General features: G+C 35.0%; 20 protein-coding genes and 2 pseudogenes. 20 read left to right on the forward strand and 2 right to left on the reverse strand.

Features of this window, described 5'->3' with window-relative positions:
• Positions 1 to 108 precede the first annotated feature (108 nt).
• The 5 genes from BAU15_RS15740 to BAU15_RS08935 all read left to right on the forward strand — a co-directional run bounded on the left by BAU15_RS15740 (position 109) and on the right by BAU15_RS08935 (position 3240).
• Entirely contained in the window at positions 109 to 519 is a 411-nt protein-coding gene (locus tag BAU15_RS15740; protein ID WP_237580166.1) for a transposase, read from the forward strand.
• A gap of 153 nt (positions 520 to 672) precedes the next feature.
• Positions 673 to 867 (forward strand): hypothetical protein, encoded by a 195-nt coding sequence (locus BAU15_RS15745; RefSeq protein WP_237580167.1) that lies wholly within the window; start codon positions 673 to 675, stop codon positions 865 to 867.
• 162 nt (positions 868 to 1029) lie between these two features.
• A complete protein-coding gene (locus BAU15_RS15750) occupies positions 1030 to 1377 on the forward strand; it encodes a transposase (protein ID WP_237580168.1) in 348 nt (115 codons plus the stop codon).
• A 455-nt stretch (positions 1378 to 1832) separates the two neighbouring features.
• Positions 1833 to 2267: a GtrA family protein gene (locus BAU15_RS08930; protein WP_161842395.1), complete on the forward strand. Its 435-nt coding sequence runs from the start codon at positions 1833 to 1835 to the stop codon at positions 2265 to 2267.
• A 16-nt stretch (positions 2268 to 2283) separates the two neighbouring features.
• Entirely contained in the window at positions 2284 to 3240 is a 957-nt protein-coding gene (locus BAU15_RS08935) for a glycosyltransferase family 2 protein (protein WP_161842396.1), read from the forward strand.
• A gap of 230 nt (positions 3241 to 3470) precedes the next feature.
• Here BAU15_RS08935 and BAU15_RS15930 read toward each other — a convergent pair whose 3' ends face one another.
• Both BAU15_RS15930 and BAU15_RS15755 read right to left on the reverse strand, forming a co-directional pair.
• Positions 3471 to 3797, reverse strand: coding sequence for a transposase (locus tag BAU15_RS15930; RefSeq protein WP_161842397.1), 327 nt, complete (start codon positions 3795 to 3797; stop codon positions 3471 to 3473).
• Positions 3798 to 4178: 381 nt separating this feature from the next.
• Positions 4179 to 4306 (reverse strand): annotated as a pseudogene (locus BAU15_RS15755) (Fe-Mn family superoxide dismutase); the annotation flags it as partial.
• Positions 4307 to 4538: 232 nt separating this feature from the next.
• Between BAU15_RS15755 and BAU15_RS08950 the strand changes: the two are divergent.
• The 15 genes and pseudogenes from BAU15_RS08950 (at position 4539) to glf (ending at position 22055) form a co-directional block, all read left to right on the forward strand.
• Positions 4539 to 6158: a glycosyltransferase family protein gene (locus BAU15_RS08950; RefSeq protein ID WP_161842398.1), complete on the forward strand. Its 1620-nt coding sequence runs from the start codon at positions 4539 to 4541 to the stop codon at positions 6156 to 6158.
• A gap of 424 nt (positions 6159 to 6582) precedes the next feature.
• A pseudogene (locus BAU15_RS15570) lies at positions 6583 to 7880 on the forward strand (IS1380 family transposase).
• A 357-nt stretch (positions 7881 to 8237) separates the two neighbouring features.
• Positions 8238 to 8840 (forward strand): superoxide dismutase, encoded by a 603-nt coding sequence (locus BAU15_RS08975; RefSeq protein WP_161842402.1) that lies wholly within the window; start codon positions 8238 to 8240, stop codon positions 8838 to 8840.
• A 209-nt stretch (positions 8841 to 9049) separates the two neighbouring features.
• Positions 9050 to 11440 (forward strand): GW dipeptide domain-containing protein, encoded by a 2391-nt coding sequence (locus BAU15_RS08980; protein WP_161842403.1) that lies wholly within the window; start codon positions 9050 to 9052, stop codon positions 11438 to 11440.
• A 522-nt stretch (positions 11441 to 11962) separates the two neighbouring features.
• The gene (gene dapF / locus BAU15_RS08985; protein WP_161842404.1) at positions 11963 to 12931 is read left to right on the forward strand and encodes a diaminopimelate epimerase; all 969 of its coding nucleotides are present in this window, start codon (positions 11963 to 11965) and stop codon (positions 12929 to 12931) included.
• Between the two features lie 106 nt (positions 12932 to 13037).
• On the forward strand, positions 13038 to 13238 hold the full coding sequence (gene cspD, locus BAU15_RS08990; RefSeq protein WP_161842405.1) for a cold-shock protein CspD: 201 nt from the start codon (positions 13038 to 13040) through the stop codon (positions 13236 to 13238).
• Between the two features lie 157 nt (positions 13239 to 13395).
• Positions 13396 to 14046, forward strand: coding sequence for a sugar transferase (locus BAU15_RS08995; protein ID WP_161842406.1), 651 nt, complete (start codon positions 13396 to 13398; stop codon positions 14044 to 14046).
• A complete protein-coding gene (locus BAU15_RS09000; protein WP_161842407.1) occupies positions 14046 to 14819 on the forward strand; it encodes a DUF4422 domain-containing protein in 774 nt (257 codons plus the stop codon). The genes BAU15_RS08995 and BAU15_RS09000 overlap by 1 nt, the downstream gene beginning before the upstream one ends.
• A 9-nt stretch (positions 14820 to 14828) precedes the next feature.
• Positions 14829 to 16070, forward strand: a complete 1242-nt coding sequence (locus BAU15_RS09005) for a hypothetical protein (protein ID WP_161842408.1) — start codon at positions 14829 to 14831, stop codon at positions 16068 to 16070.
• Positions 16071 to 16085: 15 nt separating this feature from the next.
• Positions 16086 to 17144 carry a glycosyltransferase gene (locus tag BAU15_RS09010; protein WP_161842409.1) on the forward strand — a complete coding sequence of 353 codons (1059 nt, stop codon included), beginning with the start codon at positions 16086 to 16088 and terminating at the stop codon, positions 17142 to 17144.
• Between the two features lie 3 nt (positions 17145 to 17147).
• Positions 17148 to 18230 (forward strand): glycosyltransferase family 2 protein, encoded by a 1083-nt coding sequence (locus BAU15_RS09015; protein ID WP_161842410.1) that lies wholly within the window; start codon positions 17148 to 17150, stop codon positions 18228 to 18230.
• Positions 18227 to 19279 (forward strand): glycosyltransferase, encoded by a 1053-nt coding sequence (locus BAU15_RS09020; protein ID WP_161842411.1) that lies wholly within the window; start codon positions 18227 to 18229, stop codon positions 19277 to 19279. The genes BAU15_RS09015 and BAU15_RS09020 overlap by 4 nt, the downstream gene beginning before the upstream one ends.
• Positions 19280 to 19397: 118 nt before the next feature.
• Complete coding sequence (gene tagD, locus BAU15_RS09025) at positions 19398 to 19796, forward strand: glycerol-3-phosphate cytidylyltransferase (protein WP_161842412.1); 399 nt, start codon at positions 19398 to 19400, stop codon at positions 19794 to 19796.
• A 29-nt stretch (positions 19797 to 19825) separates the two neighbouring features.
• Positions 19826 to 20767 carry an LCP family glycopolymer transferase gene (locus BAU15_RS09030; RefSeq protein WP_161842413.1) on the forward strand — a complete coding sequence of 314 codons (942 nt, stop codon included), beginning with the start codon at positions 19826 to 19828 and terminating at the stop codon, positions 20765 to 20767.
• 181 nt (positions 20768 to 20948) lie between these two features.
• Positions 20949 to 22055, forward strand: a complete 1107-nt coding sequence (gene glf / locus BAU15_RS09035; RefSeq protein ID WP_161842414.1) for a UDP-galactopyranose mutase — start codon at positions 20949 to 20951, stop codon at positions 22053 to 22055.
• The last annotated feature ends 5 nt before the right edge of the window (positions 22056 to 22060 follow it).

The raw sequence follows: 22060 nt of genomic DNA on the forward strand, positions 1-22060 counted from the left end.
AATGTTGATAAGCCAGTGTTTTACTTCATATTTTGATGTAATAAGTGCAAGGGTTTTTCAGCTGACTCAGCGAAAATCGTGCACTTTTTATCTAAATGGAGGCTTCTGATGTATAAAACAAACACACATACCCAACTTTCTTTTGAAGATTTTGATCAACCAGTAGGTCTTAAGATGAACCCTGGAAATCGCTGGATAAAAAAAGCGGGAATCATTCCTTGGGTAGCGTTGGAAAAGGAGTATGCAAAAAATTTCCGTAACAAAAAAGGAAATTTTGCGAAACCCTTACGAATGGCCTTGGGTTCGTTGCTTATCCAAAAAGAATATAACTATTCGGATGAAGAAACTGTTCTACAAATCCAAGAAAATCCATATCTCCAATTCTTCATTGGCTTGCCTGGGTATCAGGACGAAAAGCCTTTTGATGCCTCTACGATGGTCTATTTCCGTAAACGATTGGATGAAGTGACCTTGATGGAAATTAACGAAAAAAATCTTAGATGCACAACAAAAACCTAAGAATAATGATGATGGCGATTCGACTGGTGGCACGCTTATTTTAGATGCACGTGTGCACCCCAACAGGTCAAATATTCAACTGAGACCGAATTACTCAACGATGCAAGAACGCATGCAGAAACCATTATTGATACAATTTGCGAAGCAACCAACGTGAAGAAATCGCGTATTTATCGTAAGAAAGCTTGTGGGGTTTATTTGTCTATCGTTCGTCGTAAAAAGAAATCACTTAGATTGCTGCGTCCAAAAATCCGCAAACTGTTAAATTTCCTAAAACGAGATATCCGAATCATCAAAGAATTCTGGAAAGCAAGCTATCTTCTAAATGAGCAAGAAAAACATCAGTGAGAAACCATCGAGCGCATCTATGGTCAACAACAACAGATGTATGAAAATCGCACGCATAGTGTACCCGACCGTATTATCAGCTTTCATCAGCCGTGGATTCGACCGATTGTTCGTGGAAAAACCAAGGCGGCAACGTAGTTCGGAGCCAAATTAGATTTAAGTTTGGACAATGGATTCACTCGATTAGAGAAAACAAGTTTTGATGCCTACAATGAGTCTGAGGTACTCGTCACAGCCGTTCGAAGATACTATGATCGTTATGGGTATTATCCGGAGAGCGTGCTCGCCGATAAAATTTATCGCAATCGAAACAACATCAATTACTGTATCGCACGAGGGATTCGTTTGTCTGGTCCGGCATTAGGTCGACCAAAGAAAAACGAAATTCGAGATAAGCAACTAGAATATAAAGATAACGCTGACTGTGTTGAGGTGGAACGTAGCTTCAGCCAATTAAAGCGCTGCTTCGCATGGGCTTACTCACAACGAAACGGCAAGATACAACATTAAGTAGCATAGCTTAAAGTCAATATTTTCTTCTAGGTAGGCAATAAGCTTTGTCATCGCTGGAATTTCTCTGCAAATCTCGTGAAAATTGAGCGGATAGTGGTATCATAATAGACAGTGATAAATATGACTACATGATAAGCTTTTTGAAAAAGCTAAATAAATCGACCGAAATCGATTGGAGAGAAAATTCTGACCTGTAGTACTTTTACGTCAAGAGTTGCTAAAATGTACAGGCCAAATAGAGTGGGTTGTTGTATAATAATCATAAGGAATCTCTCCATGTGAGTACGTCTTAGAAGACATAACTATTGTAATATAGGGGGAGGTCATTTTTTTTGCCGTTAAATTTCTTTTAGTAATAAAGGCCAATAATTATCAAATTTACTCAAATATAAAATAGATATTTTTCGTTAAATAAGTTACTATAGAATATATTGTGAAATGAGGTTATTGTTATGAATAAAATTAAGACATTAGTTAACAATATAGAAGCAAAAGGCTACTGGGAGGTTCTAACATATGTCTTTTTTGGTGGGTTAACCACTGTAGTAAATTTTATTGTTTACTTTATATTTAAAGATTTTTTGAATCTTGATATGGTCATTTCTAACACTGCATCCTGGGTTGCTGCAGTAATATTTGCATTTGTTACAAATAAATTATGGGTTTTCAAGTCCCATTCAAAAGATATCAAATCATGGGCATTCGAATTTTCTCAATTTGTATTTTATAGACTCTTATCATTTGGAATTGACATGGGCTCGATGTTTATTCTAATTAAAATTATCCATATTGACGATTTTGTATCAAAATTAATCACTCAAATTTTTATTGTAATTGCCAATTATATATTCAGTAAACTATTTATTTTTAAGAAAAAAGAAATTTAAATATAGGAGAATTTCAATGAAAAATATATTAATTTCAATACCTGCATATAATGAGTCAGAGAATATCTTTCCTTTATACGAAGCAATTACTACTGTCACAGAGCAATTAAAAAATGATTACTCATTTGAAATCCTTTTTATTAATGATGGAAGTACAGATGAAACTGTATCCACAGTACTCAAACTAGCTGAAAAGAATCAAGATATTTCTTTAATTGATTTATCTAGGAATTATGGGAAAGAGATTGCCATGTCAGCTGGTTTTGACTACTTTACGCATGATGCGATGGTTACAATCGATGCAGACTTACAGCATCCGCCTCTTGCAATACTAGAGATGATTAAATTGTGGGAACTTGGCTATGAAGATGTTTATGCACAAAGAAATGCTAGGAAAGGTGAGTCTTGGCTGAAGAAAACTACTTCTAAAATGTTTTATAGAGTGCTTTCGAAAATGTCTGATGTTTCCGTACTACCTGACGCTGGCGATTATCGTTTATTAGATAAAAAAGTTGTCGTTGCCCTTAATAAATTACGGGAAACACAAAGGTACACTAAAGGGCTATATAACTGGGTAGGGTTTAAAAAAATAGCAATAGAATTCGATGCTGAACCTAGACTACATGGTGAAACAAAATGGAACTTTGGCTCTCTAGTCAAATTAGCAGTGGAAGGAATTACTTCCTACACGACAGCACCACTAAAATTATCAATGTTTTTTGGGTTCATTATTTCAAGTCTTGCGTTTATATACATGATCTATGTTTTAATTAAAACTATGATCTATGGTGCTGATACATCAGGATTTCCTTCTCTCATGATTGTTATGCTATTTTTAGGTGGTTGCCAATTAATTTCAATTGGTATTATAGGTGAATATCTAGGTAGAATATTTATGGAGACAAAACAACGACCTCTTTATTTTATTGAAGATACGTACGACTGCAAAAAAGATAAAAATAATAAATCATAAAAGGAAAGTATGGCTTTGAGCATAAAAATTATGAAAATAATCTTATTCTTGATAATTTGAAGAATACAAAACTTCTCGAAATGTTTGTATATCAAATCAACGTTTTAAGAGCAGGTTTTTGCTCGTTTTGAGAACTATGTATTTTTTAATGAAACTAATCATGTAAAAAAACACAAAAAATCTTTACTTGTATAATTAGTGTAAAGAAAATTTTTAAAAATGGTTCCTCGCTAGTTGATTGCACCCTCTAGTGAGGATTTTTCATTTACCCGATTTGTTTGGTCTGAAAGAATCTTATAAGCGATTCTCAAAATCCTATGCACACAAGCAATAATCGCTTTTTCCTTACTTCTTTTTCGAGAAATTCGATTATACAGATCCGAAAACGTTGGACTCTTTGAGCATCCAGTAGTTCCACCACACTGATAAAGGATGGTTTTCAGATACTTATTTCCCGCTGTAATGTGAGCGGATTTACTCACGCCTCCACTCGTATAACTTCTCGGACAAAAGTCCTGCCCACGAAGCGAGTTGTTTTGTACTAACGAACTGTTCAACGGTCGGTCCTACTTCTGCTAAAATAATCTCTGCCCCTCTTTTTTCACATCAGGGATTGTTTGTAAGGCATCCATCGCTTCAACGTATTCCTAGGTAATTTCCTCAATTGCTTTATCAAGCACGTGAATTTCTTCGTCAATTTGCTCTGATGAACGAGAGTGACTTTCTAAAAGGATACGTTGTGTTTTGGAAAATGTCCCTTCCATTGCTTGAGCAATATCTAATGGTGAAAGTTTACCGCGTTTAGAGATGGTTTTGTGAATAAGCTTTTCCGTAGTTTTTCGCCGTCAAGCAGTAATTCTAAGCATCTTCTCCCAGAACCATTACAAATATCCGTAATAAAGTCTGCGAGTTTGATATTAGCGTGTTGCAGCACATTCTGAACTCGATTTTGATGTTGAAGCTGTTTTAAATTCAGCTTTCAAATTATCGCAAAACTACCAAAGGCAGCATCAATCGCTTCTTTGATTACGCCTGTTGGTTCGCCACCGGCATTCGGCGCTAACATTCCTATTGCTTGATTATCAGCAATTCAATAAATATAGAAGGTATTACGGATGCAGCACCTATAGTATCGGATAAATGAAAAGTTATTAAAAGCCTTTAATCGCTTTTTTTAAATCCCTTTAATTTTCAAAAAAAATGTAAGAGAATTTTTTTGAAAATTTATCTTGCACCTCTAATTTAATGGTACAATACTTGAAGTATCATCAATTTTTTAGAACGGAGACAAGAATGACATGCATACAGAAAAAAATCAAAATATATCGAAATCAGATAATAGGAACATCAAACTGTTGCTCTATCGCCTAAGAAAATATAAATTCATTATTTTCTCACTATTAATTTATTCGATCATCCATATGTTACTTACCACAAAGTCTTCTCCTTTATTTTGGCTAAATGACTGGGTGGATATGAATTCATTTTATACTGTTGGAAAGTCATGGTTGGAAGGTCTCATTCCCTACAAAGATCTATTTGAGCAAAAAGGACCTTTGTTATATTTTATTTATGCAATAGCACACTTATTGAGTCCAAATTCTTATCTTGGTATATTTATTATTGAGACACTCGCTTTCTTTAGTTCTTTGCTATTATTTTTTTCAATTGCTCAGAAGTATCTCTCACGAAATAAAGCTTTTTGGTCAACTTTCATTTTTTCAATATTTTTAACCCTATCTCCATTCTTCAATCGTGGTGGTGGTGTCGAAGAGATATCTGCTCCGTTCACAATGCTTTTATTATACTTCATTGCGCAATTAGACAAAGATACCATTTCAGTTCCTCTAAGGTATTCAATAGTATCTGGGTTCTCAATTGCTTGTTTATTTTGGATGAAATATACAATGATTGGTGGATGGCTAGCCTTCTTTCTATGTTTAAGCTTCATTTTTTTATTGAAAAAAAACTGGCTTGAAATTATCCGTCTAATTTTAGGATATGGTATTGGCTTTTGTATAGTAACTTTGCCGATTATTCTGTATTTTACTTTAAACAATGCATTAAATGATTTATACTATGCTTATTTTTATGCAAACTTGAAATTATATCCGGCAGTTTTCAATTCCTTTATCGAGCAATTATTAAATAGTATAAACAAATTTTCAAATGTATTTACGCCTTATCCGATACTCTATATGTTCCTTATCGTTGGAACTCTTTTAATCATAATTGATACGAAAGTTTTGAAAGAAATTAGTAGTAAATTTATGTTTGTAAGTGTTTATCTAGCTACGGCTATTTCAACTCTCTTTGGTGGCTATTCTGGACCTTACTATTATCTGATATTACTCCCATATATTGCCTTTACCATAATCATTATCGGGAGGCGTTTATTTCCAGAAGAAAAAAGTTCGATAAATATTTTCTTAATTAAGACTTTATTTATTGCCTGCTTTAGTCTAATAATAGTTTTGGGAACAAATGAGAATTTTAAAGAGGCAAAATTATTCACAAATAACCCATCAGTTTCCATCTCGAAAGATGGTGAGAAAACTGATAGAACAAGACCTGCTCAATTAGTCTTTGCAGATATAATAAATAAAGAGAAAAAGCCAACCCTCCTAAATTATGGATTCTTGGATATGGGACTCTATAGGGCAGCAGACATCACTCCAACAAGCTATTTCTTTATGAGACAAAATATTAGTCATGATAGAATGCCAAGATTGATGGATGAGAAGAACGAAATTGTCAATAAGAAGAAAGTCATGTTTGTTGTCACTCGTGGAGAATATGATTTACCTGAAGAAGTTGCCGTTCCAAAAAATATCAGAGACAATTACACTCTTGTTGCACAACACAGTCAAGTCTTTGAACGTAAATTTACTTACAGATTGTATAAAGTAAAGCAGTAATTTTTATTTTTATTTTAGATTTGGGCGGCTAAAATAAAATATTAATTTCCACTTCTGGCATAGAATCAGAAAGACAATGTGTTTCCTTTAAAGTTATCTAATTTTCCAGACTTTATTATCTCTTCTTGCTTGGTCTTTGCGTAGATGGTTTATGTTTTTTATTAAAACAGTATTGATACTTCTGTCTTCCTTTCACCCATGCTTGTCATGTTATTCTTAAGCGTCTGCCAGTTAACTTCAATGGGAAATATTTAAAACATATGTTTATACCTGAATAATTCATAGTAACTCAAAGATATGTTGAAAAGTAACGTTGTTTAACCGATCTACGAGTTTTTTGTTTTCACCAGTTTGGTGCACAAAAAGAGCCTTCCTGTGTTATTGTTAAATCGACTAAAACCTCACAATAAAAGGAGTGCTCTTCATGTTGACTTTACATCAAAATCATTTAAATTCCAATCTCAAATTACTAATTTCTAGTACTGGTGGACAGTTATCTTCCGATTCTGGTCTGTTACTTGTACAAGAATTCTTACATCAGATTAACTTTGATGACTCTATCCAAGAGTATTGTCATTTTTCTGATCCTAGAAAGTATTGCACACATACGACGAAAGACTTATTCAAACAATTACCCTTACAAGTAATTGCTGGATACAAATCTGAATCTGCCAGTGATTTTCTTATGAACGACCCTATCCTCACTTTGGCATTGAACAAAAAATCTTTAGCCTCACAACCCACGATGTCGCGTTTTATCAGTTGGTGAGATACAGACACGGTTGATTGCTTTCAAACGCTCAATGACCAACTGAGTGGACTATTCATTCACCAATTGAATCGACAAGAAATGATCATTGATCTAGATTCGACGCATGCCGATACCTTTGGCTGCCAAGAAAAAACATCCTACAACGGATATTACGGTACGACAGGTTATCACCCACTAGTGGCTTTTGATGGCTTGAGTCGGTTGTTTCTTGGCGCACAGCTACGTCCAGGGAATGTTTATACTTCCAATGGTACAGCGGATTTTCTACGCCCAATTCTTGAACGATTCCATGGTGATTCCTGTTATCGGCAATTGTTGGTTCGTGGCGATAGTGGGTTTGCGATATTTGTGACGAGTACCAAGTGAATTTTCTGATTCGTTTAAAAGGCAATACAAAATTACAACGACTAGCAGAAGGATGTATGCTTTATTCAGATACGACAGATTTTACGCGACACGAAGTACAATGGAATGAGTTGTCTTATCATGTCAGCTCTTGGGAACGTGCGCACTGTGTCATTGTAAAATCGACTCGCCTTGCGGGAGAATATCTCTTCTGCCATGAGTTTCTCGTGACTAATCTAGAGGAACTGTCCCCAAAAATGATTTTTCCTATGTACCAACATCGTGGCGTGATGGAAAATGATATCAAGGAAATAAAAGAAGATTTTTTCTTTGATAAAATGGATCATAGTAGCTTTGTTCAAAAGGAAGGCCGAATGATGTTGAGCTGGATAGCCTATAATCTTTTTCAATTCGTGAAGTAGCTGACTTTCCCTGAAGCAGAGCGCAAGGAAACCGTGGCAACGATTCGCTTCAAACTTTTTCGAGTCGCCTCAAAAGTAACTCCCCACGCACGAAAAATCCGCGTACAACTCGCGAGTTCCAATGTTTTTGACACGTTGTTCTGGCAAGTCCTTCATCGAATTCAAACACTTCAGCTATATTGACCAGTAAAAAATTCGTTTTTTTCCATCAAGGGATTTTTGCGGCTATTTTTCCGAATTTAATCCGTTTTTACGCTGTTAACTTCACAATAAGATTAGCTAATCAGGAATGAGCAAGAAAACTTAAGTTTCACTTCTTATTTATGGGGTGAAAACTTATTATATTTAAAAATATGAATCATTCAGGTTATAAAAGCATAAGATATATTTTATCGAAGTCAAACAGGAATGTACAAGCAAAGACTTACCTGAACAAGCTGAATCATTTGCTTTTGAGCATAAAAATTGTGAAAACAATGAGAGTCTGATAATCTTAATTATGGAAACATAACTATGACTTTTTTTAGGAGGAAATTTATTATGACTTATACTTTACCAGATTTACCTTACGCTTACGACGCATTGGAACCTTATATTGATGTTGAAACGATGCATTTGCATCATGACAAACACCATAACACTTACGTAACTAACCTAAATGCTGCGATTGAAAAACATCCTGAATTAGGTGAAAAATCAGTTGAAGAATTAATCTCTGATATGGATAGTATTCCTGAAGATATTCGTACAGCCGTTCGTAACAATGGTGGTGGTCATGCAAACCATACTTTCTTCTGGGAAGTGTTAGCACCTAATGCAGGTGGCGAACCAACGGGCGCAATTAAAGAAGCAATTGATGCTGCGTTTGGTAGCTTTGACAATTTGAAGGCTGAATTTAAGACAGCAGCAACTGGACGTTTCGGTTCTGGCTGGGCTTGGTTAGTCTTAAATAATGGCAAGTTAGAAGTAACTTCAACAGCTAATCAAGATTCACCTTTAATGGACGGTCAAACGCCAGTTTTAGGTTTGGATGTTTGGGAACATGCTTATTATTTGAAATATAAAAATGTTCGTCCTGACTATATTGAAGCATTTTGGAATTTAGTAAATTGGGAACAAGTAAATAAAAACTTTGCTAAGTAATTTTTTATACGAATCGCGGTTCATCAATGAATTTGATGAGCTGCGATTTTTTTCTTTATAGTAGTTCATTTCATCCTACATTTGCTGTTCTCTTCTGCTTATATAAGTTTAAAAAAATTAATTTTTCTTCTGATAATAATTTATGTTAGAATGGATGTTGCTAGTTATTCTAGTTTACATAGACTGATTTATTATGAATGGAGAGAGCAATGAAAAAAGGGAAATTAATGAAAAGAGTCATCTTATCTAGTGTCGTATTGGGTAGTTTCTTTGGACTGAGCAAAGTTGGTCTTGCTGATACAAATTATGGAATTCAATCCGTTTTGGATGAGGAAACGATTGCCCAAACAATTGAACAAAATAACGCTACTATGGGAAGTAGTATTAAAAATAATAATAGCATGAGTACGTTTGGCATGAGCCTATTCTCGAGTGCGACGGATACTTCACTACCAAATAAAGATTTTATTGATGTCTCCTCTTGGAATGGAGCAATCACGGTTGATCAATATAAAAAAATGAAATCATATGGAGTCAAAGGCGTGGTAGTCAAGTTAAGCGAGGGTACGTACTACTTGAATCCACAACGATTTGTCCAAATTAAAAATGCACAGGCAGCGGGCTTAACAGTTTCTGCCTATCACTATAGCAAGTTTGCGACAGCAACAGCAGCTAAGAACGAAGCGAACTATTTTGCAAACGCGGCTGCAAATACTGGATTAGCAAAAAGTGCGATTTTTGTTAATGATGCGGAAGATAGTGCAATGGCTAGTGGAAATGTCACGAATAATTCGGTTATCTTTGCGAATACTTTAAAAGCACGCGGCTATTCGAATGTGGTTCATTATTCTATGGCGGATTGGGTTACCACTGCCAAGCCTAAGTTAAATCCAAATGTTTTAGGTAAATCAAATATTTGGGTTGCACAATATCCTTACAAGCCTAGTAAGAATAAATTATTGCATACTGATTATGCTGCATGGCAATGGGCTTCTGATATGAAATTTCCAGGTGTTGCGACGCCAATTGGTGGAAGTTTTGATATTAATATTGACTATATTGGTAAGTTTACAGATGGAACCTATGAGAAAGTGAAATCTCAAAAAGCAACAAAATTTAAAGCAAAAGTGAATGAAGCTGCTGTTTCTAGTAAGCATGGTGTTTGGAATGGTGTTCCTCACACTGGGAATGGAATCAAATACCTAAGGAACGCATCTAAGTATGCTGGCAATACTGTGACTGTTTTAGAAATGGCTCAAACAAGCAGAGCAACTTATTGGAGATTCTCTTTGAATGGACAATCACTTTGGATTGATAAAGCAGCTTTTACACCTATCTTAGATACAGTTGTAGAAGATAAGAAAGTGAATGTTACTACAATGATTAAGAATACGACTAGCTATAATGTCTATTCAAATCCAGAAAATACATCAGTTGACACAAGCTATGTTGGAGCGACTGCAACTTACTCTAAAGTAAAAGCGACAATTGTTCGAGAAGTAAAATTAAGTACGAATCAAGTATTTTATCAATTTTCTCAAAATGGCAAAGTAATTGGTTGGTTAAATTCGAAGGCCTTTTACGATCCAATATTGGAACAAAAAAAATTGAACGTTAGAGTTCAAGTGAAAAAAGATGCAGCAAGACACGGTGTGTGGAGTGCAGTACCTAATACTTCTTCTGAAGCAAAATATATTCGTAACGGAAGTATTTATGCTGGGAAAAATGGAGTTGTTTCAGCTAGTGTGCGTACTGCAAAATCAACTTATTACAAATTTACTATAGAAGGTAAAACTTACTGGATGGATCAAGCAGCATTTGATTTCAAATTAGCAAAAATAATCGAGGATCAAGCAGTTCATTACAAGGTAACACTGAAAAAAGCAGCTGATGCGAAAAAAGAAGGTATTTGGAACAATATTCCGCATGTCTCAATGGCTGCACAATATTTAGGTAATGGTCAACCATATCATTCTCAACAGGTGATTATTAAACGCATAGTTAAGACAAGCGAAGGACACACATATTATCAATTTGAAAAAAATGGTAAAGTAGTTGGCTGGCTGGATAAAAAGGCTTTCCATGACCCTATAGTTGAAGAGAAAAATTTAACAATCAAAGTACAAGTCAAAAAGGATGCATCTAAGCATGGTGTATGGAGTGCGGTACCGAATTCTAATCCGACTGCAAAATATATTGGAAGTGGTAGTAAGTATGCTGGAAAACAAGGTACTGTTTCAGTAAGTATCCGCACAGCAAAATCTACTTACTATAAATTTACTATAGCTGGAGAGACTTACTGGATGGATCAAGCTGCATTTAATCTTGTAAAAACGCCAAAAACTATTGAAGTAGTAGAATCTACGGAGTCGACCACTTTTTCTGAAAATTCTAGCACAGAAGGTACTTTAACCACTGAATCTGCTGGAAATATAGATGAAAGTTCTACGTCAAATGAAATTACTACACCTGAAACTAGTGAAACAAGTACTAGTGAGACTATTATTTTTGACACCACGGTAAACGAGTCTGAGGAGAAAATGACTGATGAAAGAAGTGTTACTAATGAAGTTGCTTCATCACATAATTCTAATGATTAAATTATGAAAATAATTTTAGAGAAATCACCTAAAGATTAGAGGGAAATCATAGTTTCAATTAGTCGGTTCATTTATTAAATCTAGTGGAATATAGCAGCACGTTCTCAAGTTGACTAACGTATTAAGTAAAACCATATATTACAAAATTGTTTTTCCAATTTTGTTGATATATGGTTTTTTTCAATAGATCTCCTGATATAAAAAATTTTAAAAGTGAATATAATTGAAAACGGCAGTTTTATATGTTGTAATTTAATATGATACAGGTGGTTTAACTATTTTCCATGGGATTGTAAATTAAAACTATTTATCGAGGATTTATAGTAACTTAAGTAATTTTTCCTTCAATCCCCAATTTTATCTGTAGGAATACTCAGATTTTTAGTAAAAAAACCTGTCAAATTCTCTTGATTTTTAGTAAATCGAGATGTACGATTTGAAGTAATTGTGATTGAATCAAAGAGAGAGTTTAGAAAAGATGGATAGTCTACTGCGTTTATTTATAAAGAAAGAAGTGAAGTTATGAAAATTCAAAAAGTGCATGGATCGGAGAATGATTTTTTCTTATTGGATCAAATGGAGGATGTAGAAGTTAAACTTTCTGCTGCCGAAATCGATAAACTGAGAGCTAGTATTTGTTCTAGGGAATCTGGGTTACTTGGTGGTGCAGATGGTCTATTAGTGGTAGAAGAATCTGAACAGAATGCAGCTATAGGGAAAATGCGTGTTATAAATAGTGATGGCAGCGAAGCCAGCATGTGTGGGAATGGTTTAAGAACGGTAGCCCGTTATTTAGCAGAAAAAAACAAGCAGGATTCGTTCAAAGTAGAGACGATGTTTGCTGACTTGAAAGTGCGGAAAACAAGTGAATTAGATACGAACGTCAAAACTTATCAAGTCGAAATTTCACCCGTTAGTTTAGATCCGCAGACAATTCCTGTACGTGCTGAAGAGGCTATTATCAATCAAATTTTGCCTGAATTATCTTCTACTATTCACTTTTCCGCAGTTGCTGTGCCCAATCCACATTTGATTGCTTTCGTTGCACATGATTTATTAATAAGCGAAGAATTTGAGAGGATTGCTCGTTTAGTGAATGAAGAAAATCAACTATTTCCTGACGGCGTGAATGTCAGTTTTGTAGAGATATTAGATAAAAATGAATTGTTTGTAAGAACTTTTGAACGTGGTGTAGGTTTTACTAGCGCGTGTGGCACAGCTATGTGCGCGAGTAGCTTGATGTATGATTTACTTCATGGAGGCGAATTTTACGAAACAATCACTGTTCGAAATGTGGGTGGCTTAGTGAAAACAGTGGTCCATGAAGAAGAAGGAACCTATTGGATGGAACTGATTGGAAATGCGACAGTGACTCATGATATTGAGGGAGAATTAGACGTATTTTTAGCAAGAAGGTTTTCTGATTTGGTTATTAGAGAAACGCAAGAGCAGCTAGCTTATCAAAACATGATAAATAGAATGGTTAGGTAAAGCGTAAACTATTTTTTGAAAAACGGTTGCTAGCGTTTTCATTCTTAGGTATAATAAGTGTCGACGATCACAGAATTCGTCAAAAATCTTTGGAGGCTAGATATACATGGAACATGGAGTAGTAAAATGGTTTAACAATGAAAAAGGTTTCGGATTTATTACAGTTGATGGTGGCGATGATGTATTTGTACATTTCTCAGCCATTCAAGGTGACGGTTTCAAATCACTCGAGGAAGGGCAAGAAGTTGAATTTTCGATTGTTGAAGGAAATCGTGGACCACAAGCTGCGGAAGTCACTAAATTATAATTATTATCTTTAACGGGTGCTTAGCACCTGTTTTTTTATATGGAAAATACTTGCTTGGAGGTCAATTCATAGTTATACTGTGTAAAGTGAAGTTAGGAAAATTTTTGAAGTACAATGAAATGAGTGACGTTTATTGATTGAAGATAAAGATGATTCTATGGATAATTCTGTAGTCTATCCGAAACCGAACACTCTTTTTCTCTTTTTTAAAAGAGTATTCGATGTGATTGGGGCCTGCTGTGGTATGGTTCTTTTTTTCCTGACTGCGATAATTTTATCAATTATTTATTTTTTCAGTAAGAAGAATAAAGGGCCATTGATTTTTAGTCAAACGAGGATTGGAAAAGATGGAAAAGAATTTGAAATTTATAAATTCCGCTCAATGGTGATGGATGCAGAAGAAGTCTTAAAAAAGAATAAAGAATTATATGAAGAATATATTAATGGTGGCTATAAATTAGATGAGGGAAGAGATCCGCGTGTGACTGGGTTGGGTTCCTTCATTCGAAAAACAAGTATTGATGAATTGCCACAATTTTGGAATGTTTTAAAAGGGGATATGGCATTAGTGGGTCCACGTCCGGTTGTTGAAGAAGAACTTGCTGAATACGATCAGAGGGTAACCGATTTTTTATCTGTTAAACCAGGTTTAACAGGTGTCTGGACTGTTTCAGGCAGAAGTGATGTGCCATACCCAGAAAGAACTGATTTAGAGCTATCGTATTTGAACAATCTTAGCTTGCGGAATGATTTCAAAATTTTAGTGAAAACATGTATTGTTGTCCTAAAAAAAGAAGGTGCGCATTAGTGAATACAAAGATTTTAGTAGCCACACATAAAAAATATTGGATGCCAGAGGAAAAGATTTATTTTCCCGTTCAAGTTGGACGGAAGCTGCATCCTGATTTGGGTTATACAGGTGATGATGAGGGCGAGAATATTTCGGAGAAAAATCCTCATTTTAATGAGCTGACAGCAATGTATTGGGCATGGAAAAACCTAGATGCAGAAGTTGTTGGCTTAGTTCATTATCGGCGTTATTTTGTTAAAAGAAAAAAAGGACGAACGTTAGAAAAAAAACGTGCAAGCCTTCTTTCCAAAAATGAAATTTTGGAGTTATTACAAGAGGCTGATATGATCTTACCGCAACCAAGAAATTACTATATCGAAAGTTCATATTCACACTATGCACATGCACATAATGTGAATGATTTGGATGAAACAAAACGAATTATTCAAGAAAAATTCCCTACTTATATTCCAGCTTTCGAAGTAGCCATGAGCAGCTCAAAAGCGCATATGTTTAATATGTTTATTATGAAGCGAGCGGATTTCGATGCCTACAGCGACTGGTTATTTGAAATATTATTCGAATTGGAAAAAAGAATTGATATTTCTGCGTACTCTAGTTATGAAGCAAGAGTCTATGGGTTTATTAGTGAGCGCTTGTTGGATGTCTGGGTGATGACAAATCAAAAGACATATAAAGAGCTACCTGTTCTTTTTATGGAACCTCAGAATTGGGTTAAAAAAGGAAGCAGCTTCTTAAAAAGGAAATTCTTTCGTTCAACAAAGAAATGAGGCAAGTTAATGAATTTTAAAGAACAAATACGTAAGTTTAGTTATCCTATCAATCAACTGCTCTTTATGGTTGCATTATTTAGTTGGGTCGTCTATTTGGAGCTACAAACAATTACCATGTTCCAACTATATTTACCCTCATTCGGCTTTGTTTCGATTCGTTTATTTTGTTATGTTTTGTTAGTGTTGAAAGGGATGAGTGAGCTAGTTGAATTTATAAAAGAAAAGGAATATAAGCAGCTTAAGATAAGCACATTAATTCCCTTTTTTTGTGGGGCTTTATTTGTAGTTTTAGGACTTAGTATTGCCGTAATAACCAAAAATACAGTGATTTTTGATACTTGTTTCCTGATTTTCTCAGCAAGAAACCAGGATTTACAAAAAGTAATGAAGGCCTTCATTCTTATGCAAATTATTATCATGTTTGCCTGTATTATTGGGAATTTACTAGGAATTTTACCTGAACGAACCTCAGCAAGACCAGGGATGATTAGGCGGTATGCATTAGGCTATTCATGGACTAATTTTCCTGCGCAGATGTTCTTTTACTTGACGCTCATGTTATTCTTTGTTCGAGGCTTATCTTTTAAATGGTGGGATGTTTTACTAACAATTAGTGGCGCTATCTTTTGGTATGTGATTACTGATACTAAAAATCCTTTTGCTTTAGGCATACTATTTATTTTGCTTAGTTTACTTATAAGAAAGTGGTCTGCTTTTTTTGAGCGTTCTTTTATGAGAGGTTTAGCGACCGCATTCACCCCAGTATTATCGACGGTCTTTTTAGCTTTAAATTATTTTTACCAATCAGATTCAGTATTTCTAAAGCGGCTGAACCTTTTATTGTCTAATCGTCTTTTTTTAGGATCATCAGGGATAAACAATTATGGAATTTCCCTAGCTGGACAAGAAATCGAGTTTATCGATAATATAACAAAGTTTGAGCGCAGAAATGACGATTTACCTTATAACTTTATAGATAGTTCATTTATCAATATTTTAGTGTCAAAAGGAATTATATTGTATCTTGTTGTAGTGACTTGTTTTACTCTGATAATTTATCGGTTGATGAAGGCTAAACATATTATTGGTGCTTTAGCAGTTGTTTTTGTTGTGATTCATAGTACCTTCGATCCGCAACTTTTGGATTTGTGGTTCAGCCCATTTCCCTTATTTATTGGAAAATTATTTTCGCGAAAGAATACAGATAAAAAAATGAATTGGTGGCAGGCAACAAGTCGTTCACTATAGATTTGAGGAATAAAAGTGGAAAAAGTATTTATCAAAACAGAAAATGGGAAAAATCCCCATGCGGGTAGTAAAGCACGAGACGATGTGGACAAGCTCTTGAAAGACCGTGGCTATAGAGCAATCACTGTAAGTAATTATGAGCCAAGAGAAGATCGCCGTGAAAATTATTTTGAAAAATTCCATCGACATATGACGTCTATGCTTAATGCTTTCCGATTGTTTTTCCTGTTGCCAAAGAATTCTCTCGTTGTCATGCAACACCCGATGACAGGGTTTGTATATTTCAATTGGGTGATGAATCCACTTATAAATAAAAAACATGTTAAATTTGTTGCTCTCGTTCATGATCTAGATTCATTAAGGAATTTACATGCAGAAAAACAAAAGCGCGATCAGTTAGCAGATTTGAAGATGCTACGAAAATGTGAAGCAATTATTTGCCATAATTTAATGATGAAAAAGTATTTAGTAAGTCAAGGTTTTATGGAAAATAAATTGGTGACATTAGAATTATTTGATTATCTTATACCGCGAGAAGTAAACGCCTATGATGCGACAAAAGGAATTGTTATTGCGGGAAACTTGAATGAAGAGAAGTCTGGCTATTTACGAAAATTAAATCAACTATCTACTCATCTTGATTTTGAGCTGTATGGTCCAAATTATACCGAGTCGGATGAGGCTTCGGTTCATTATCATGGTTCATTTGCACCTGATGAACTGTTGTCTGCGCTTAAAGGTAGTTATGGTCTTGTTTGGGATGGTCCGTCAGTCTCTTCATGCGCAGGTAGTTTTGGTGAATATTTGCGTTACAATAATTCGCATAAAGCCTCACTTTATTTAGCTGTTGGTCTTCCTGTGATTGTTTGGCAGGAATCCGCTTTGAGTAAATTTGTTGAAGAACAAGCAATTGGTTTTTCTATAGCAAATTTGGCAGAAATAGAAGAGCGAATCAATCAGCAAGACGAAGCAAAATTAAGAGAAAATGTCGAAAAAATAAATGGAAAGATCACAACTGGCTATTTTTTGAATTCTGCTATGAGTCAGGTTGAGGAAAAGATGAAGGAGGTCTAAACAATGAAGCCGCTGATTAGTTTTATCTTGCCAATATATAATACAGATGAGCTAGTACTCCGGTCTTGTTTGGATTGCCTAACTGGATTCACATCATCTCAGTTTGAATTTATTTTGATTGATGACGGCTCGCAAGCGTATGTGAAGGCGGTAGTTGAAGACTACTGTCAGAAAGATTCACGATTCATATACCTGTATCAAGTGAACGCGGGTGTTTCTTCCGCTCGAAATTCCGGTCTTACCCATGCTCATGCAGAATGGGTTTTCTTTATAGATTCAGACGATTTACTGACAAAAAATGCGGAAGCAATCTTATTGGAAAGCATAAAAAAATTTGAAAATTCAGAAGTTGTTCTTTTCAATTATGGTGAAATAAACAGCCAAACAGGTAAAGTATCTGAGGCTAAAGATCCGATAACCATTGATTCTGTTTATTGGCAAGACTTGGATGCAGAGGAACTTCTATTGGCGGTCTTTAGAACGCCAGAGACTGGAGGAAATTATTCTGGTTATTATCTAGGGATGCCTTGGGCAAAGTTAGTGAAGAGAGAGATTTTAAATAAAAATGCACTCAGATTTCCAGATGATATTACGAAACGCGAAGATGCACTGTTTGCAGTTCAGTTATACAGTAGTCAGCCTAAAGTTTCCTATGTAGCGGATGTTGTCTATTTATATAAAACAGATAATACTGATTCTCTATCCAAAAAGTATGATCCAGAACTGCCTGTAATGTTTGTAAAGTTACTGAACCGATTATCTTCTTTTCAGAAGGCGGTTAGAAATAAAGAAGCCTTCAATGACTCTTTTTCAATCTATTGTTTTGATTTAACTAAAGAGTTAGTTAATTTATGTTATTGTAATCAAAATAATTCAGCTACGTATCAAGAGAGACGACAGGCTTTTCTAAACTTTAGGAAACGTGAAGAGCTTGTTACTTATTTTACCTATATACCAAAATTTAATGGTCCAATATGGAAAAAAGTTCTTTTTAAAGCTATTCAGCAAGAGTCATTTATCTTTTTAAACGGTATCTATATTGTGAGAAAAGCCCAAAATATTTTAAGGAAGAGGGAAAGTAAATGATGAATGTCGATTTATTAATTCCTCGCTATTCTGGAAAAGGTGGAACTGAGACAGTCGTAAAAAAGGTAGCTGAGTACTTCGAGCATACTACGAATATTCGTTTCCATCTGGTTCTGTCACAAGGTATGGATTCACTAGACTGGTTAGAAGGATTTCGGGACTATCAACTAAATAAGTATCAGTTTTCGAATAAAAAGCTCCAATACATTTCTGGGATTCTATATCTTGCACATTACTTCAAAAAAACAGACGCACAAGTGATTATTTGTTTAAATACGACGATGTTACGTATTGCAGCTTTTTTTAAAAAATGTTATAAAAAGGAATTCAAGTTAGTTTCCTGGATTCATTTCTCGATTTTTGATGAACCAGCCATTAGACCTGAATATTTGCCATTAGCCGATTACCATCTAGCGATTAGTAGTGGTATCAAGAAACAACTTAGTTCAGTGGGAATCCCTAATGAAAGAATATTTTTAATCTATAATCCAATTGACTACAAAGAGAGAACGATTGTTCCAGTATTGGATGAATTAAAACTAATTTATATTGGTCGTTTAATGTTAAAAGGACAAAAAAATCTTTCTGAATTATTTTATGCTTTAGCAGAATTAAAGACAAAATGGTCTTTAGCAATTTATGGCGATGGAGCAGATCGTGTGGCTCTACAAGAGCTAGCAGCGGAACTAGGAATCTCTGATAAAATCATATTTTTTGGGTGGGTGGTCAATCCATGGGAACGTATAGAAGCAGCAAGTGCTTTAGTGTTAACGTCACAATTTGAAGGGTTTCCGATGGTATTATTAGAAGCTGCTTCTTATGGGCTGCCATGTGTTTCATCTAATTGTCCGACTGGACCGGTAGATATTATTACTGTTGAGAACGGCTTGATCTATCCGACAAATGATATTGCTGCTCTTCGCCAAGCTTTAAGTAAAATCAATGAAAAAGAATTTTCATCACAATTGATTAAAAAGTCAATCAATCAATTTTATCCGGAAACATATTTTACAGTTTTAGAACAGTTTCTTTACAAAATTATTTCTTAAGTTACAAAAGGTTTAAAAAAGTCTTGTGGATGTCTCGGAAATCTTGCATGTGATTGAAAATTTTGCTTTCTTTTGGTATGGTTTGTAAGTGGAAAAAAAGAATAGAAGAGGAAAACTTATGAAACGTGTAATAACATATGGCACATTCGATCTATTGCACTATGGACATATAAATTTATTGAGGCGTGCAAGAGAGCAAGGGGACTATTTAGTTGTTGTTCTCTCAACTGATGAATTTAATTGGGAAGAGAAACAAAAGAAATGTTACTTTTCTTATGAAAAACGAAAAGAATTGTTAGAAGCAATTCGCTACGTGGATTTAGTGATTCCTGAAAATAGCTGGGAACAGAAGATTACTGATATAAGAGAGTATCATATTGATACCTTCGTAATGGGTGACGACTGGGCTGGTAAATTTGATTTCATTCAAGATGAGACAAAGGCAGAGGTTATCTATTTAGCTAGAACTCCTGAAATCTCAACCACTCAAATTAAAAAAGATTTGAAATTGAACTAATGTTTTGGGAGAAGGAGTGACTTCGTTTTATGAAAGTCTGGCAAAAAACAGTTATCGGATTTTTGATGTTTATTTTAGTCGTTTTAATTGGCGCTGTAGCAGTGGGCGCAGTATTTTATAATGATGCAAAGAAAGTGGCGGATGATGCCTATGAGCCTATTGAACGTGAAATACCTAGTTTAAGAACAGAGGCGTTGGATTATTCGAATGCAGAACCATTTTCTGTCCTACTTTTAGGGATTGATACAGATGCCGTTCGAGGTAGTCAAACAGAAGGCCGTTCTGATTCAATTATGGTAGCAACGGTCAATCCACAAAAAAAACAAACTACGTTAGTTAGTATCCCTCGTGATACGTATACAGAGCTTGTAGGAAATGGGACGTCAGACAAATTAAATCATGCCTATGCTTATGGTGGGGTTTCAATGGCGATGGCTAGTGTTGAGAATTTATTAGATATTCCTATTGATCATTATGCCTTAGTTAATATGGATGGCATGACTGATTTAATTGATGAGGTCGGTGGAATCGATATTGATAATCACCTAGCTTTTGATTATGAAGGAGCGAGTTTCCCTTTAGGTAATATCCATCTGAACGGTTGGGAAGCAGTGAAGTATTCTAGAATGCGTTATGATGATCCAGAAGGCGATTATGGTCGCCAGAGACGACAAAGAATCGTGCTTGAAGCACTATTTCATGATTTAGCTTCAATCGATTCTATTTCTAATTATAAAGGCTTATTAGATGTTTTAGGTAATAACGCCAAAACTGATTTATCTTGGGATACGTTAATGACCTTGTTAAAAAAATATACCCCTGCGTTGAGTTCGATGGAGACGGATCAATTACAAGGAACTAGTTTTGATGGCGATGGTGTATATGGTGAGTACATGATTAATTATCAAGGAATCGAGCCAGATGAATTGTTACGTGTACAGACGCTACTTAAAGATCAGCTGGAAAATTAGCCAACCTGTAAAATAAGGAATTATCTACTTACAAATAGACGAATGAATTTAGGGTTGAGAGATGCGTTAGCAGAAAATTCTCAACCCTAGTATTAGTTTTTAGAGACTTTAAGAAAAAAGAACTGTATTAAAAGAAATTTTCTAAGTTTCTTTTTTTTGACAAGAAATGAGGAATGAATGAATGCTTGATTATTTAATTGTTGGTTCGGGGTTATATGGCTCTGTATTTGCCAATGAAGCTGCAAAAAAGGGTAAAAAAGTAAAAGTGATCGAGAAACGTGACCATGTAGCTGGAAATATCTATACAAAAGAGACGGCTGGCATTAATGTTCATCAATATGGTGCCCATATTTTCCATACCAGTGATCGAGCTGTTTGGGAATATATTCAGCAGTTTGCTGAATTCAATCGTTATACGAATGCGCCAATAGCAAATTTTCATGGTGAAATATATAATTTACCCTTTAATATGAATACCTTTAACAAGTTGTGGGGAGTTATTACACCTGATGAAGCAAAGCAGAAGATTGAAGAGCAACGGGCCGTGTTAAATGGGAAAACACCTGGGAATTTAGAAGAACAAGCTATTTCATTGGTAGGGACAGATATCTATGAAAAACTAATTAAGTCTTATACTGAAAAACAGTGGGGTAGAGCTTGTCAGGAGTTACCTGCATTCATCATAAAACGACTACCCGTTCGGTTTACTTACGACAACAATTATTTTAATGATATTTATCAAGGAATTCCCATTGGCGGTTATACACAAATTGTCGAAAAATTGTTAGATCACCCGAATATTGAGGTAGAGTTAAATGTTGATTTTTTTGAAAATCGTTCTCATTATGAAGCGATAGCTGAAAAGATTGTTTATACAGGTATGATTGATCAATTCTTTGATTATGAATACGGTGTCTTGGAATATCGTTCTTTACGTTTTGAAACAGAAATCTTAAATCAAGAGAATTTTCAAGGAAATGCCGTGGTAAATTATACGGATGGCGAGACGCCTTATACCCGGATTATCGAGCATAAGCACTTCGAATTTGGTACACAAGAAAAGACGGTTATTACTAAAGAGTATTCTAAAGAGTGGCAAAAAGGTGATGAGCCTTACTACCCAGTCAATGATCAAAAGAATTCTGACCTTTATCGTAAGTATTTTAAACTAGCACAGACAGAAAAAAATGTGATTTTTGGTGGACGTTTAGGCTTATATCAATACTTTGATATGCATCAAGTGATTAAAGCAGCCTTGCATGCTGCTAAAAAAGAGTTGAAAGATTAAGGAGG

It is taken from the genome of Candidatus Enterococcus huntleyi, assembly GCF_009933175.1.
Lineage (GTDB): Bacteria > Bacillota > Bacilli > Lactobacillales > Enterococcaceae > Enterococcus_K > Enterococcus_K huntleyi.